At 68.7% G+C, this 12,666-nt stretch carries 13 protein-coding genes and 2 tRNA genes; 7 read left to right on the top strand and 8 right to left on the bottom strand.

Features of this window, described 5'->3' with window-relative positions:
• Window positions 1-309: ATP-binding cassette domain-containing protein (locus Q8O26_RS08170; RefSeq protein WP_305575009.1), on the top strand; the 309-nt coding region annotated here is incomplete at its 5' end.
• Window positions 310-312: 3 nt separating this feature from the next.
• Here Q8O26_RS08170 and thrC read toward each other — a convergent pair.
• Window positions 313-1,725 carry a threonine synthase gene (thrC, locus tag Q8O26_RS08165; protein WP_305575008.1) on the bottom strand — a complete coding sequence of 471 codons (1,413 nt, stop codon included), beginning with the start codon at window positions 1,723-1,725 and terminating at the stop codon, window positions 313-315.
• 130 nt (window positions 1,726-1,855) lie between these two features.
• On the opposite strand from thrC, the gene Q8O26_RS08160 reads away from it, so the two are divergent.
• A complete protein-coding gene (locus Q8O26_RS08160; protein WP_305575007.1) occupies window positions 1,856-2,560 on the top strand; it encodes an HAD family hydrolase in 705 nt (234 codons plus the stop codon).
• 6 nt (window positions 2,561-2,566) lie between these two features.
• Here Q8O26_RS08160 and Q8O26_RS08155 read toward each other — a convergent pair whose 3' ends face one another.
• Entirely contained in the window at window positions 2,567-3,412 is an 846-nt protein-coding gene (locus Q8O26_RS08155) for a patatin-like phospholipase family protein (RefSeq protein WP_305575006.1), read from the bottom strand.
• A 122-nt stretch (window positions 3,413-3,534) separates the two neighbouring features.
• On the opposite strand from Q8O26_RS08155, the gene Q8O26_RS08150 reads away from it, so the two are divergent.
• The 3 genes from Q8O26_RS08150 to Q8O26_RS08140 all read left to right on the top strand — a co-directional run bounded on the left by Q8O26_RS08150 (window position 3,535) and on the right by Q8O26_RS08140 (window position 4,539).
• A tRNA-Pro gene (locus tag Q8O26_RS08150) sits at window positions 3,535-3,611 on the top strand.
• Window positions 3,612-3,917: 306 nt separating this feature from the next.
• Window positions 3,918-4,232 (top strand): hypothetical protein, encoded by a 315-nt coding sequence (locus Q8O26_RS08145; RefSeq protein WP_305575005.1) that lies wholly within the window; start codon window positions 3,918-3,920, stop codon window positions 4,230-4,232.
• Between the two features lie 94 nt (window positions 4,233-4,326).
• Window positions 4,327-4,539: a hypothetical protein gene (locus tag Q8O26_RS08140; protein WP_305575004.1), complete on the top strand. Its 213-nt coding sequence runs from the start codon at window positions 4,327-4,329 to the stop codon at window positions 4,537-4,539.
• Between the two features lie 22 nt (window positions 4,540-4,561).
• On the opposite strand, the gene Q8O26_RS08135 is transcribed toward Q8O26_RS08140, so the two are convergent.
• The 6 genes from Q8O26_RS08135 to Q8O26_RS08110 form a co-directional block, all read right to left on the bottom strand.
• The gene (locus Q8O26_RS08135) at window positions 4,562-4,756 is read right to left on the bottom strand and encodes a hypothetical protein (protein WP_305575003.1); all 195 of its coding nucleotides are present in this window, start codon (window positions 4,754-4,756) and stop codon (window positions 4,562-4,564) included.
• A gap of 50 nt (window positions 4,757-4,806) precedes the next feature.
• Window positions 4,807-5,952 (bottom strand): M20 family metallopeptidase, encoded by a 1,146-nt coding sequence (locus Q8O26_RS08130; protein ID WP_305575002.1) that lies wholly within the window; start codon window positions 5,950-5,952, stop codon window positions 4,807-4,809.
• Window positions 5,953-5,961: 9 nt separating this feature from the next.
• Entirely contained in the window at window positions 5,962-6,744 is a 783-nt protein-coding gene (locus tag Q8O26_RS08125) for a DUF1499 domain-containing protein (RefSeq protein ID WP_305575001.1), read from the bottom strand.
• Window positions 6,745-6,760: 16 nt separating this feature from the next.
• Window positions 6,761-7,870, bottom strand: coding sequence for a M48 family metallopeptidase (locus tag Q8O26_RS08120; RefSeq protein ID WP_305575000.1), 1,110 nt, complete (start codon window positions 7,868-7,870; stop codon window positions 6,761-6,763).
• Window positions 7,870-9,231 carry a YjgN family protein gene (locus Q8O26_RS08115; protein WP_305574999.1) on the bottom strand — a complete coding sequence of 454 codons (1,362 nt, stop codon included), beginning with the start codon at window positions 9,229-9,231 and terminating at the stop codon, window positions 7,870-7,872. Before Q8O26_RS08115 ends, Q8O26_RS08120 begins: the two co-directional genes overlap by 1 nt.
• A gap of 90 nt (window positions 9,232-9,321) precedes the next feature.
• Window positions 9,322-10,947: a long-chain-fatty-acid--CoA ligase gene (locus tag Q8O26_RS08110; RefSeq protein WP_305574998.1), complete on the bottom strand. Its 1,626-nt coding sequence runs from the start codon at window positions 10,945-10,947 to the stop codon at window positions 9,322-9,324.
• A 236-nt stretch (window positions 10,948-11,183) separates the two neighbouring features.
• Between Q8O26_RS08110 and Q8O26_RS08105 the strand changes: the two genes are divergently transcribed.
• Both Q8O26_RS08105 and Q8O26_RS08100 read left to right on the top strand, forming a co-directional pair.
• A tRNA-Gln gene (locus Q8O26_RS08105) sits at window positions 11,184-11,257 on the top strand.
• A gap of 203 nt (window positions 11,258-11,460) precedes the next feature.
• Window positions 11,461-12,666 (top strand): hypothetical protein (locus Q8O26_RS08100; protein WP_305574997.1); only part of this gene is annotated, 1,206 nt, incomplete at its 3' end.

The following is a 12,666-nucleotide window of genomic DNA, read 5'->3' as shown; positions in this document are numbered from 1 at the left end:
GGCACGCTGTCCGGCGGCGAGCAGCAGATGCTCGCCATCGGCCGCTGCCTGATGGGCGAGCCGGAACTCGTCATGTTCGACGAGCCCTCGCTCGGCCTCGCCCCGACGGTTGTGCAGGACGTGCTGCGCACCATCCGCGACCTCGCCGAGGGCGGCCTTACCTGCCTCCTCGTCGAGCAGAACGTCGCGGTATCCCTGCGGCTCGCCAGCCGCGGCTACGTGCTGGAAAACGGCCGCGTGACGCTGACCGGCACCGGTGCGGAGCTCCTCGCCGACGACGGTGTCAGGAAGGCCTATCTGGGGATGTGATCCTCACGCCGCGCCGGCCACTGCCGCCCGCGTCTTCTCCAGCACATAGGCCTCCACCGCCGCCTGATCGTTCGGCAGGTGGGCGATGCGCTCCTGACGCTCCATCAGGTCGCCGAGCCAGAGCGGCAGGGCGGGCCGGGTGCCGGTCGCCGCCTCCACCGCATCGGGGAACTTCGCCGGGTGGGCGGTGGCGAGCACGACGGTCGGCACGGCGGGATCGGCGGCGACCTTGCGGGCCGCGACCATGCCGACGGCGGTGTGCGGGTCGAGGAGATAGCCCGCCTCCGCCAGCGTCGCCTTCATCATGGCCGAGACCTCGGCCTCGTCGGCCCGCGCTGCCCCGAAATCGGTGCGGATTGCGGCCAGCGGCCCCTCGTCGATGGTGAAGCTCTTGGACTGGGCGAGGCCCGCCATCAGCCGCCGCACGGCACCGGCATCCCGGCCATAAGCGTCGAACAGCAGCCGCTCGAAATTGGACGAGACCTGGATGTCCATGGACGGTGAGGAGGTCGGCACCACGCCGGTGACCTCGTAGCGGCCGGTTTGCAGCGTGCGCGCCAGGATGTCGTTGACATTGGTCGCGACCACCAGCTCCGCGATCGGCAGGCCCATGCGCTTGGCGACATAGCCGGCGAAGACGTCGCCGAAATTCCCCGTGGGCACGACATAGCGGGTGGCGCGATGCGGGGCGCCAAGCGCCGCGCCGGCAGCGAAATAATAGACGACCTGCGCGACGATCCGCGCCCAGTTGATCGAGTTGACCCCCGACAGCCGGACCCGGTCGCGGAAGGCGTGGTTGTTGAACAGGCCCTTCACGATGGCCTGGCAGTCGTCGAAGGTGCCGTCGATGGCCACCGCATGGACATTCGCCGCATCGACGGTGGTCATCATCCGCCGCTGCACATCCGACACCCGGCCTTCGGGGAAGAGGATGACCACGTCGACCTGGTCGAGCCCCTTGAAGGCCTCCACCGCCGCCCCGCCGGTATCGCCCGAGGTGGCGCCGACGATGGTGGCGCGCTGGCCGCGCGCCTTCAGCACATGGTCCATCAGCCGTCCGAGGAGCTGCATGGCGCAGTCCTTGAAGGCCAGGGTCGGACCGTGGAACAGTTCCAGCACCCATTCCGACGAGGACAATTGCACCAGCGGCGTCACCGCCGGATGGCGGAAGCTGGCATAGGCCTCGTCGATCATCCGCTCGAGATCGGCGCTGGCGATCGCCCCGTCGACGAAGGGGGCGAGCACGCGCTTGGCGACCTCCGCATAGGGCTGGCCCGACAGCGATGCGATGGCCTCCGGCGTCAGGGCCGGCCAGGTCTCGGGCACATAGAGGCCGCCGTCGCGGGCGAGGCCGGCGAGGAGCGCATCGGGGAAGTCCAGCACCGGTGCTTCGCCCCGGGTCGAGATGTAGCGCATGGCGAGGCCTCCACGGCCTGGTTCGATGGTCGAGGCGGGATTAGGCCGCAAGGCCGGCCATGGCAAGCCCGCCGCCGCGGCTGGACCGCTTGTGACCCGCATGTCACATGGCGGGCCTAGGAGCTGCCCCATGACCATTCGCGCGATTCTCTTCGACAAGGACGGCACCTTCGTCGACTTCGACAAGACCTGGGGACCGGCCGCCTTCCGCGTCATGGACCGCATCGCCCGCGGCGACCGCGGCAAGATCGAGCGGCTGATGCAGGTCTCCGATTTCGACGAGGCGGGCATGCGGTTCAGGCCGACCTCGCCGCTGGTGGCCGGTTCCTCCGCCGATTACGGCCCGCTCTGGGCCGAGGCCATCGGCGTGCCCTTCTCCAAGGCCGTCACCGACGAGATGGACGTGCTCTTTGTCGAGGAGGGCCTCGCCGGCCTCACCCCGATCGGCGATCCCGCCGGGGCGATCGGCGGGCTCAAGGCCCGCGGCCTCGTCCTCGGCGTCGTCACCAACGATTCCGAGAACGGCGCGCGCAGCCAGACGGCACGGCTCGGCATCGACCACCATTTTGATTTCATCGTCGGCTGGGATTCCGGTCACGGCCGCAAGCCCGCCCCCGGCCAGATCCACGCCTTCCTCGACGCCTGGTCGATGGCGCCCCACGAGGTCGCGATGATCGGCGACAGCCTGCACGACATGCATGCCGCCCGCGCCGCAGGCGTCGTCGCCGTCGGCGTCACCACCGGTCCGCTGGTGCCCGCCGACTTCGCGCTCCATGCCGACGTGGTGCTGCCCTCGTTCATGGATGTCGCCGATTGGCTCGACCGGCGCGCCTGAGCGGCGTCAGGCCTGGCCCCGCGCGAAAGCCTCGCCATCCCTGAGCCCGAGTTCATAGGCGGCGCTGATCGCCGCCCCGTCGGTCACAGCGAAGCGGCTGGACAAAATCGGCACTGACGGGCGCACCACCGTGCGGTTCGCCACCTCCGGCACGGTGCCGCCGGCTCGCGTCGTCAGCACCAGCGTCCGTCCGCCGGCCTTTTCCACCGCGGCGATGCGCTCCACCGGCGGATTGTCGACCAGCCCGCCGTCGAGGGCGGGACGGCCGTTCACCAGCCCCACCGGCATGAAGGGCGGCACGGCCGCCGTGCCCATCAGGGCCGCCACCAGTTCCTCGCGGGTCTCGATCCCGTGGGTCGACACGAAGCCCGCCGTGAGGCCGACATGACGCCCGGCGCGCGAATGGCCGGCGCCCGTCCAGAGCTTCTCCACCTGATAGGCCGCGATGGCGGCATAGGCAGCGACCAGCGGCGGCATGAAGGCCGGCGGGTGGGTGACCTGGATCAGGATCTCGGGCGCCGCCCGGAGCGCCGCCAGTTCGAGATCGCTGAAGACCTCGGTGATGAGGTCGCGGTAGAGGTCACCGACGATGAAGGGCGACCTGCCGCGCAGCAGACGCCGCCACTCGACCTCCCGATCGATCGCGGCGCAGGCGTCGAGGACGATCCGGCGGACGCGGTCGCCGGCGCCGATCAGCGAGAAACAGGCCTGGAAGGCGCCCGCCGACACCCCGACCACGATGGCGGGTCTTTGCGGGCTGGCGGCATTCAGGGCGTCCCAGAACCCGCCCTGCCAGTAACAGCGGTTACCGCCGCCGGCGAAGGCGACGGCCTCGAAGGAATGTCGTCTCATGCCGGCAATCTAGGGGGTCGGAGGCGGCGGCGTCGAGACGTCTTCCGGCAGCGTTGAAAGGCGGCGTCGATGGGGTTGCGCGGGGCCGATGGCGCCGCTATACACGCGGCCTGTTCGCGAGGCGGAGTGTAGCGCAGTCTGGTAGCGCACCACGTTCGGGACGTGGGGGTCGCAGGTTCAAATCCTGCCACTCCGACCAGCGGAAGCCCTTGGTCTTCCGTCGGCATCGTGGACGAAAAGGGCGACCTGCGGGTCGCCCTTTTTCGTTTCTCCACCGCCCGTCGTCATCCCGAGGGGACCGCGCCGACGCGCTTCCCGAGCCCCGATGTTTCAGTCGTCCCGGTGTCTCCACCCTTGTCTGCAAGCCATTGAATGGAGGGTATGCTGATGGACATATTACGCATGACGTTACGTCATGATTAATCTTTTGTTTACCCTGCTGTTGTAGCAGTTTCACCTGATCAACATGCACAAAGAGCACTAATAAACGACACGGAGTTTCCCAATGCCACCCGGTGCGACGCCCCAATCGAACATCGTCTCCCTCTTCGCCCAGCGCGAGGGCTCGGAGGAGGCGGCAGGGCGCGCCATGGTGGTGCGGGCCTTCGCCGAGGCGACGGCCTCCCTGGGCCGCGCCGCACAGCTGATCGACGAGGGGCCGCTCGACCCGGAGACCAGCCTGGCGCTCGTCCGCAGCGTCAAGGAGCTGGTGATCCGCACCTTCTCTGTGAATGCCGCCTATATGGAGGCCGAAGCGGAGACGTTCCGGATGCGGCCGTCCGACACGGCGCTGCTCACCCCGGCCGATCCGCCGCGCTGAAGGCGCCGGCGAACCCTCTTCCGGCCCCGGCCCTCCCGTGGCGGAACCGGCGACGCCCGCGTTGCGTTGGTTCTCCAGGTCACAGGAGAGAACCATGGTCGATGACGGCACCAAGATTGTCGAGCCGGATCGCCGGCAGATGCCGCCGCCGCGCGAAGATGCTCCGGGAGCACAGATCCTGAACGCCGATACGGTGCGCAGCGGTCCCCTCGGCAAGCCGGTTCTGGTCGTCCTCCTGGTCAGCCTCGCCGCAGCCGTGTTCTTTCTCGGCGCCTATCTGACGATCTGGTCTTCGACGCTGCCCTGAGGCCCGATCATCGGCGATCTCGTCACACGGTCGCGAGCCGCCGGACCCCCGGATTAACCGGCGGCGGCATGACGCGGTACTCGCCACACCAGTCGCTGCGCGCCACCGAGGGCCAGCGTGCCGTGCCGTCGTCCCGCGCCGTCGGCGGATGGGCGCGGCAGACGCCGCCGCCGCGCGGTTCGAAGAAATTCCGGCAATTGCCACACATCTCGGCCATGAGACGCCTGCTCCCTGAGCGCACAGGGGACCAGCAATAGCGGATGCGCCTTACCTCAGGGTTTCCATCAAGCCTGCAAGTACACGGGCTCGCGGAAGGATCGAGGAAACCAAGCCGTATTCCTCCAGCGTGTGGGCGCCGGCCCCGTCGATGCCGAGGCCGTCGAGAGTCGGAACCCCGAGGGCGGCGGTGAAATTGCCGTCCGAACCACCTCCCGTCATCGGGCAGTCCGCAAGATCGAACCCGACCGCATGGGCGACCTGGCGGGCCCGCTCCAGCATGTCGACGATCATCGCCGTCTTCGGATAGGCGGGCCGGTTGATGCCGCCGTCGATGGCGAGCGTGACGTCGGGGCCGACCGGCGTCAGCCCGCGGATCCGCGCCACCATCTCGGCGCCGACCTCCGGATCCGGCACGCGCAGATCGATCTCCACCGAGCAGGTTTCCGGCGTGACATTGGCCGCGGTGCCGCCCTTGATGAGGCCAACCGTCGTGGTGATGCCGCGGGCATAGTCCGTCATGCCTTCGATCGCCAGGATCTGGTGCGCCATTTCGCGGATGGCGCTGCGGCCGTCCATGTGGCGCGCGCCGGCATGGGCGGGACGCCCGGTGCAGGTGAGCGTGAAGCGGCCGACACCCTTGCGGGCGGTGACGATGCGCCCGCCGTCACGGGCGGGTTCGGTGACGAGCACATAGGCGGCCCGCGCGGCCTCCTCCTCGATCACGGCGCGGGAGGTCGGGCTGCCGACCTCCTCGTCGGGCGTGAACAGGAAGGTGACCGGCCGCGCGGTCGGCACACCGGCGCGGACCAGCGCCCGGTAGCCGGCGACGGCGAGATAGGCGCCGCCCTTCATGTCGTAGAGGCCCGGCCCGAACAGCTTGTCGCCGTCGCGGCGGAAGGGCAGGCGGCCGGTCAGCGTCCCCTTGGGATGGACCGTGTCGATATGGGTCAGGACAAGGATCGGCTTGTCGTTGGAGGGCTCCGCCGACGACACCTTGAGGATGCCGCCATAGCCGTCCCGTCCCTCGCGCCGGTCGAAGACGACGGGCAGGCCGTCGAAGTCCTGCTCGACCGCATCCAGCACGGCCTCGACGCCGCTGACGTCATAGGTCGGGCTCTCGATGGTCACCCAGCGGCGGATGCCCTCGATCACCTCGTCCTCGTGGAGGGGAACGGTCGCCGCCTTGATGCTCATGTCAGTCACCTATCGCTCGCGCTGGGCCCGCCGCGCCGCCGCACGCATCTCGTCCAGTGCGGCGATGACGCGCCGGGCATTGACGCCGAAATCCTGGCTTCCGTAACGCGACGCCGACCGCATGTCGATGCGCGACCTGCCATTGACCGTGCGGATGCGGATGACGATGTCGTCGCGAAAGCCGAGCAGCAGCGAGCGGGTCACCATCTCGACCCGGCCCTCGCGCTCGGGGCCGCGATAGTCGACCTGGTCGAGCACGGTCCAGCGGCGTTCCTCGACGAGATCGGTGACGATCGCATTGACGCCCTCGGCCGGCAGATCCACCTCGATCGGCCGGATCTCGGGATAGAGGCGGCGCTGGATAGTGGCGAAGGCCGCCGGATAGACGACGGGATTGGCGGTCTCCGGCCGCGCCATGGCCGCGATGGAGAAGCCGGGGGGATCGGCGAAGTCGGTCGTGATGTCGTTCATGGCCGGAAGCCGGAGGCCGATCGGCACCATCGCCACCGGATAGGCCGTCGCCGCCAGGCCGAGGAGCACGGCGACGGCCGCCTGGCGCGCTCCGCGATAGCCGCTGAACCAGATCGTCGCCCCGGCGACCAGAGCCGCCAGGAGACCGATCCCGGTGATGCCAAGGCCGATGGCGAGGGCGACGACCGCCTGCAGGCCGTCGAGCCGGTCGGTGCGTGCGGCCAGCAGCGCCACCACCATCACAGCGAGGCCGACCAGCGTGATCCTCAGGCTCCAGACCGCGAGGCGGGACGTCGGCTCGACCAGGGGGACGCGGCGCATCTTCAGGCGTTTCGCATCAGCTGGTCGTCTGGCAGATGCTGCGCAGCGCCTGCCACTGGTCGGGTGTCAGCGCCGGGGCGAGCACGGGCCGGTTCTGCGCCAGGCGCCGGATGGCGGCCTCGCGTTCGGCGCTGGCGGGATGGCTGGTCAGCCAGTTCAGCGCTCCCGGCGCGCCGCCACCGCCGGCCGAGCCGAAGAAGCCGGCGAGGCCCTCCGGATTGCCGCCGCCCTTGAGCATCAGATCGACGCCGAAGGCATCCGCCTCGCGCTCGGCATCGCGCGAGAAGGCGCTGCTGAGCAGCGTGCGGGACGCCAGGAGGATCGCCGTCCCTCCGGCGAAGTCGCCGAAGACCGTGCCAAGAAGAAAGCCGAGCCCGCCGCTCTGGATCGCCGATTGCAGGCCGTGACGGAACTTGACGTGGCCGATCTCGTGGCCGAGCACGCCGGCGACCTCGTCCGGCGAGCGGGCGCGCTGGATCAGCCCGCGCATGAGATAGATGTAGCCGCCCGGCAGGGCGAAGGCGTTCACCATCGGATTGTCGACGACCACGACCTTGAGGGGAACATGGAGATCGGCCAGCTTCTCGTAGCGGCCGACGAGCTCGGTGAGCGCCGCGAGGCCCGCCGGCGCCGTGCAGGTCTTCATGCCGGAGGGGCCGCCGAACTCGGCGCGGATCTGCGGGTCCATGGCGGCGCCCAGCCGCGCCTCGACACTGGCCGGCACGAGCGGCGCGATGCGGCCGGCGATGGCCGGCAGGCCCCAATAGGCGAGGCCCAGCAGCGAGACCACGGCGGCCATCGCCCAGACAACGACAGACCGGGTTTCCCTGCGTCCGGCAGCCTTGCCCGTCAGCGTCAGCGGCGCCCGGGAGGACAGATCGGCGACGAACACCGGATCGGCGATCTCGAGACGCGGCTCGGCGGTCGAGCCGGGTTCTGGCACCCGCGTCACCGCGAGGCCGCTGCCGCTGAAGCCCTCGATGCGCCGGATGTCGGCATAGGGCCAGGTGGCGACGGCCAGGCCCTCGGCGGGGAAGATCGCCAGGCCCTGCGGATGGAGCGAGATCTCCACCGTCTGCCGGCGGCTGACGATCCCGTCGTAGTAGGTGGCGGCGACGCTGGGCATCAGGCACCGAACCCGAAGTCGACCGCATCGCCGAGGCTGTCGCCCATGGCGGAGGCGTCGACATTGTTGGCCCGGACCGCGTCGAGGGCGGCCAGGTTGAGGACACTCAGCGACCGCAGCCGGGCCCGGTGCAGGCGGAGGTCGATGAGGAGCTGCTTGGCGATCCACAGCGACCCGATGAAACCGATATAGACGAGAACCAGGAACACGACGCCCGTGACCCCCGCGGCGGGGGAATCGAAGGTCAGGCTGTCGCGCGAGAAGACCGCCGCGGCGATGCCGCCGAACACGATGAGGCCGACGATCGCCATGAGGAACAGGATCCCGAGCATCGCCAGGCCGCCGAGGACATAGACCCGGTAGGAACTGCCGATGGTGAAGGTCGACGCCAGCGCCGCGCCGCCGATCCGCGTGCCGTTCATGCGCCAGCGATAGACCACTGCCGTGAAGGCCGGGAACAGCAGGATCGGGATGGCGATGGTGAGGATGCCGGCGCCGGTCAGCGCCGCGAAGGCGAGGCCGGTGGCCGACCGCCGGCTGATCATCCCGTCGTCGAGGGCGGCGAAGAGTTCGCGCCAGATCTCCGACGGGATCGAGGCCAGCAGCGATCCGATCATCAGGATCGGCAGGCCGAAGGCGAGGAGCCAGAGGAGGATGCCGCGCTTCATCAGGTCGCCGGCGGTGCCGACGAAATCGCCCTGCGCGTCGCCGAACCAGGTGGCGCGCATCTTCAGGCGCTCCATGATCGTCGCGGCCCAGGGATAGGCGAGGCCGAGCGTCAGGATCACCAGGATCCACAGCCCGAAGGCCTTGAAGGCATAGGACCAGGCCGAGCCGGTCATCCGCAGGCGCAGGCCGCGGAACGCGGTGCGGGTCAGCCGGTAGCGGCGGCCGGCATAGACGGCGAATTGGCCGAGCAGCAGGTAGAGGACGAAGACCACGACGGTGACCACGATCTCGGCCTGCGGCAGGCCGAGCAGCACGAAGAAGGACGCCGCCTGGATCGGCACCAAGATGGCCAGCGCGATGAGGAACCCCTTCAGGAGCTCCATGCCGCGGCCGGTATAGGTGATGTCCTCGGGGCCGACAAAGCTGCGCGACCAGTAATAGCGGCGCACCTCGGTGATGAACCAGAACCGGTAGATGCCGAGGGTCACCACCTGCAGCAGGAAGCCCTTGACCAGCACGCCGAACAGTTCCCCCGCGCGACCGGTGAAGCCGACCGGTGTCGCGGCGGGCGTCGCCTGCACCGTGCTCGGCACCGAGGTCGCCGCCCGCTGCTGCTGTGCCTGTTCCGCCGCCGCCATGGCCGCGGCGGCAGATCGCGGTCCCCACGGCCCGGGCTGGGCTGCATCGGTCATGTCATTCTCCAGCGGCGAACGCCGCGCCATCGTAGCGCCGCGCATGTTGCAGCGCCACGTCGGGATGACCTCATCTCCGTTGCAGAATGATCACGCCGGGAAGCGGTAGGCCTTGAACTGGTCCCGCAGCGCCGTCTTCTGGATCTTGCCTGTGGCGGTATGCGGGATCTCCGCGACCACCACCACGTCGTCGGGCATCCACCACTTGGCGATCTTGCCCTCCATATAGGCGAGCACGCCCTCGCGCGTCGGCGTGCGGCCGGCCTTCGGCACCACGATGAGCAGCGGCCGCTCGTCCCACTTCGGATGCACGACGCCGATCACCGCGGCCTCGGCGACGTCGGGATGGCCAACCGCGAGGTTCTCCAGATCGATGGAGGAGATCCACTCGCCGCCGGACTTGATGACGTCCTTGGAGCGGTCGACGATCCGCATGTAGCCATAGGGATCGATGGAGGCGACGTCGCCGGTGTCGAAGAAGCCGTCGGCATCGAGGATGGTGCCGCCCTCGCCCTTGAAATAGGAGCCCGCGACGGCGGGGCCGCGCACCATCAGGCGACCGAAGGCCTTGCCGTCACGCGCCAGTTCGGTGCGCGCGTCGTCGACGATCTTCATCTCGACGCCGAAGGGCGGGTGGCCCGTCGTCTCCTTGATGTCGAGCCAGGCATCGCCGGTCAGATCGGCATATTCGGGCTTGAGCGAGCAGAGCGTCCCGATCGGGCTCATTTCCGTCATGCCCCAGGCATGCATGACCTCGGCGCCATAGATGTCGCGGAACTTCTCCGTCACGGCGCGCGGGCAGGCCGAGCCGCCGATGATCACCTTGGTCAGGTCGGGCAGCATCTGCCCGGTCTTTTCCAGCTCCTGCAGCAGCATCAGCCACACCGTCGGCACCGCCGCCGAATGGGTCACCTTGTAGGTGGTGAGGAGTTCGGCGATCGAGGCGCCGTCCATCCTGGCGCCCGGCATCACCAGCGAGGTGCCGGCCATGGGCGCGGTGAAGGCGAGCGACCAGCCGTTGGCGTGGAACATCGGCACCACCGGCAGCATCACGTCGCGCGACGACAGGCCCAGCATGTCGGGCGCATTGCACATCAGCGAGTGGATGATGTTGGAGCGGTGGGAATAGACCACGCCCTTGGGGTTGCCCGTCGTTCCCGACGTGTAGCACATGCCGGCGGCGGTGCTCTCGTCGAAGCTCTTCCAGGCGAAGTCGTCGTCGACCTCGTTCAGCCAGTCCTCGTAGGCGACCGCGTTGCGCAGGCTCGTCTGCGGCATGTGCGCGCCGTCGGTCAGCACGATGAAGCGCTCGACCGACGGCAGCTTGTCCTGCAGCTTCTCCATCAGCGGCACGAAGGTGAGGTCGACCAGCATCAGCCGGTCTTCCGCGTGGTTGACGATCCAGGCGATCTGCTCGGGAAACAGCCGCGGGTTCAGCGTGTGGTAGATGGCGCCGATGCCGGTGATGCCGTACCAGACCTCCAGATGCCGCCAGGTGTTCCAGGCCACCGTACCGACGCGGTCGCCGAGGCCGATGCCGTCCTTCTCCAGCCGCTTGGCGACGCGCAGCGCGTTGCGCCGGATGTCGGCATAGGTGGTCTCGACGATCGGGCCCTCGATCGAGCGCGAAATCACCTTGCGGCCGCCGTGATAGAGCCCGGCATGATCGATGATCCTCGGGATCAGCAGCGGCCAATCCTGCATCAGACCCAGCATGGTATCCTCCACGGCGATGCGCCGGCCGACACGTGCGCCGGCCACTTTCGCGCGAAACCTAGTGCAGGAGGACGCGCCCCGTCCACTGTCCGCCGCTGGGCCGTTCGGCGGGCGCCGCCCCGACGACCGTCGGCGTCGGTCTCCACAGCGCCCGTTGAACCCGGCGGATCACATCGCTATGGTCCCGCCCGCCTGCTTCGCCCGCTGCTTCGCGCCGCGCCGGGGCCGGCCGGCTTTGGGTCGTCGTCTAATGGTAGGACTCGGGTTTTTGGTACCCGCTATCTAGGTTCGAATCCTAGCGACCCAGCCATCCATGCCGCACAGGCCGAACGGCGCAGTACACTTGGTTGTTCGGCTCACCTGACTTCAATGTCGGTGGACGACGACAATCCCGTCGACCGCCGCGTCTGTCATGTTGACTTAGCGTCACCTATGCGAGGTAATGACCCAACGTGCTTGTGGTCGCGACAACCTCCTCCGGCCGCTCCCGGCCGCTGCCGATAGGGAATGCCGATGCCGATCACGTTCTGGAACCAGGAACGCCTCGTCAACACGACGACCGCGGGCAATCAAACCGAACCCACCATCGCAGTGCTGCCGGATGGCGGAACGGTGGTGGCCTGGGCCGATCAGGGCCCCAATCCCGACGTTGTCCGCATCCAGCGCTTCGACGCCTTCGGGACCCCGGTCGGTAGCGAGACGACCATCGGCACGGCTACCGGCAGCAGCGGCAGCCCTCAGATCGCCGTCCTGCCCGATGGGCGTTACGCCGTGGCCTGGATGTCGTCGGGCACGGAGATCTCGCTTCAGCGTTTCCAGGCGAACGGCGCGCTGGATGGGGGGCCGACGATCGTCACCAGCACTGCCATTGCCAACGATATCGTCCCTTTCGACCTCATCGGTCTCGCCAATAACACCTATGCCCTGGCCTATGGGTCGGACACCGTGGGTGAACGTGACGTCGCGCTGCGCGTCATCTCGGGCGCGGGTGTCGTCGGAGCCGAGATCGTCGTCGACAATCTGGCGGGCAGCGAGCAAAGCACGCCGTATCTTTCCGCTACTGCCAGCAGCATCCTCGTGACCTGGTTTGATGGCTCCACCAATGGCGGCGACATCCAGGCGCGGCGTTTCTCGCTGACCGGCGGATCGCCGACGGCGGAGGTCACGGTCAACACCACGACGGCGGGGCCGCAGGTCTTCTCGCCGGTTGCGCTGCTCACCACGAACAACCACGTCGTGGTCTGGAAAGATGACTCCGCAGGGATCCTGCGCGGACAGATCGTCAGTTCCACTGGCGGCAGGATCGGTTCGGAGTTCCTGGTGGCGCTGGATGCCATCGGTGCCGATGTAGTGGGTGTCGCGGCGGCGCAGCAGGGCGGCTTCGTCGTGGTCTATCGCACCGCGGTGGGTTCCCTGGTGGCGCAGGCCTTCAACAGCTTCGGCGTCCCGGATGTTGCCCGCTTCCTCATCGCCGACGACGTCTTGAGCCAAAGTTCGCTCGACGTCGCCGCACTGCCGGATGGCCGTATCGCGGTGACCTGGAACGGCACGGGCGCGGCCGATGGATCCGACAGGGGAGTCTTCACGCGCATTCTCGACCCGCGCGACGGCGTGGTCTCCGGCAACGCCGTCGCCAACACGCTCTATGGCAACGATTTCCGCGGCGACCAGATCTCCGGCTTCGGCGGCAACGACACGATGTTCGGCCTCGGCGGCGAC

It is taken from the genome of Phreatobacter sp. (genome assembly GCF_030691135.1).
In the GTDB taxonomy this organism is placed as follows: domain Bacteria; phylum Pseudomonadota; class Alphaproteobacteria; order Rhizobiales; family Phreatobacteraceae; genus Phreatobacter.
The sequence above is the reverse complement of the archived record's forward strand: the minus strand, read 5'-3'. Positions and strand labels throughout refer to the sequence as shown.

Coding starts and splice junctions, on each gene's coding strand:
- Q8O26_RS08115 (WP_305574999.1), bottom strand. CDS start 9,231: ATGACCGATGCAGCCCAGCCCGGGCCGTGGGGACCGCGATCTGCCGCC.
- Q8O26_RS08145 (WP_305575005.1), top strand. CDS start 3,918: ATGCCACCCGGTGCGACGCCCCAATCGAACATCGTCTCCCTCTTCGCC.
- Q8O26_RS08130 (WP_305575002.1), bottom strand. CDS start 5,952: ATGAGCATCAAGGCGGCGACCGTTCCCCTCCACGAGGACGAGGTGATC.
- Q8O26_RS08135 (WP_305575003.1), bottom strand. CDS start 4,756: ATGGCCGAGATGTGTGGCAATTGCCGGAATTTCTTCGAACCGCGCGGC.
- thrC (WP_305575008.1), bottom strand. CDS start 1,725: ATGCGCTACATCTCGACCCGGGGCGAAGCACCGGTGCTGGACTTCCCC.
- Q8O26_RS08125 (WP_305575001.1), bottom strand. CDS start 6,744: ATGCGCCGCGTCCCCCTGGTCGAGCCGACGTCCCGCCTCGCGGTCTGG.
- Q8O26_RS08155 (WP_305575006.1), bottom strand. CDS start 3,412: ATGAGACGACATTCCTTCGAGGCCGTCGCCTTCGCCGGCGGCGGTAAC.
- Q8O26_RS08110 (WP_305574998.1), bottom strand. CDS start 10,947: ATGCTGGGTCTGATGCAGGATTGGCCGCTGCTGATCCCGAGGATCATC.
- Q8O26_RS08160 (WP_305575007.1), top strand. CDS start 1,856: ATGACCATTCGCGCGATTCTCTTCGACAAGGACGGCACCTTCGTCGAC.
- Q8O26_RS08140 (WP_305575004.1), top strand. CDS start 4,327: ATGGTCGATGACGGCACCAAGATTGTCGAGCCGGATCGCCGGCAGATG.
- Q8O26_RS08120 (WP_305575000.1), bottom strand. CDS start 7,870: ATGCCCAGCGTCGCCGCCACCTACTACGACGGGATCGTCAGCCGCCGG.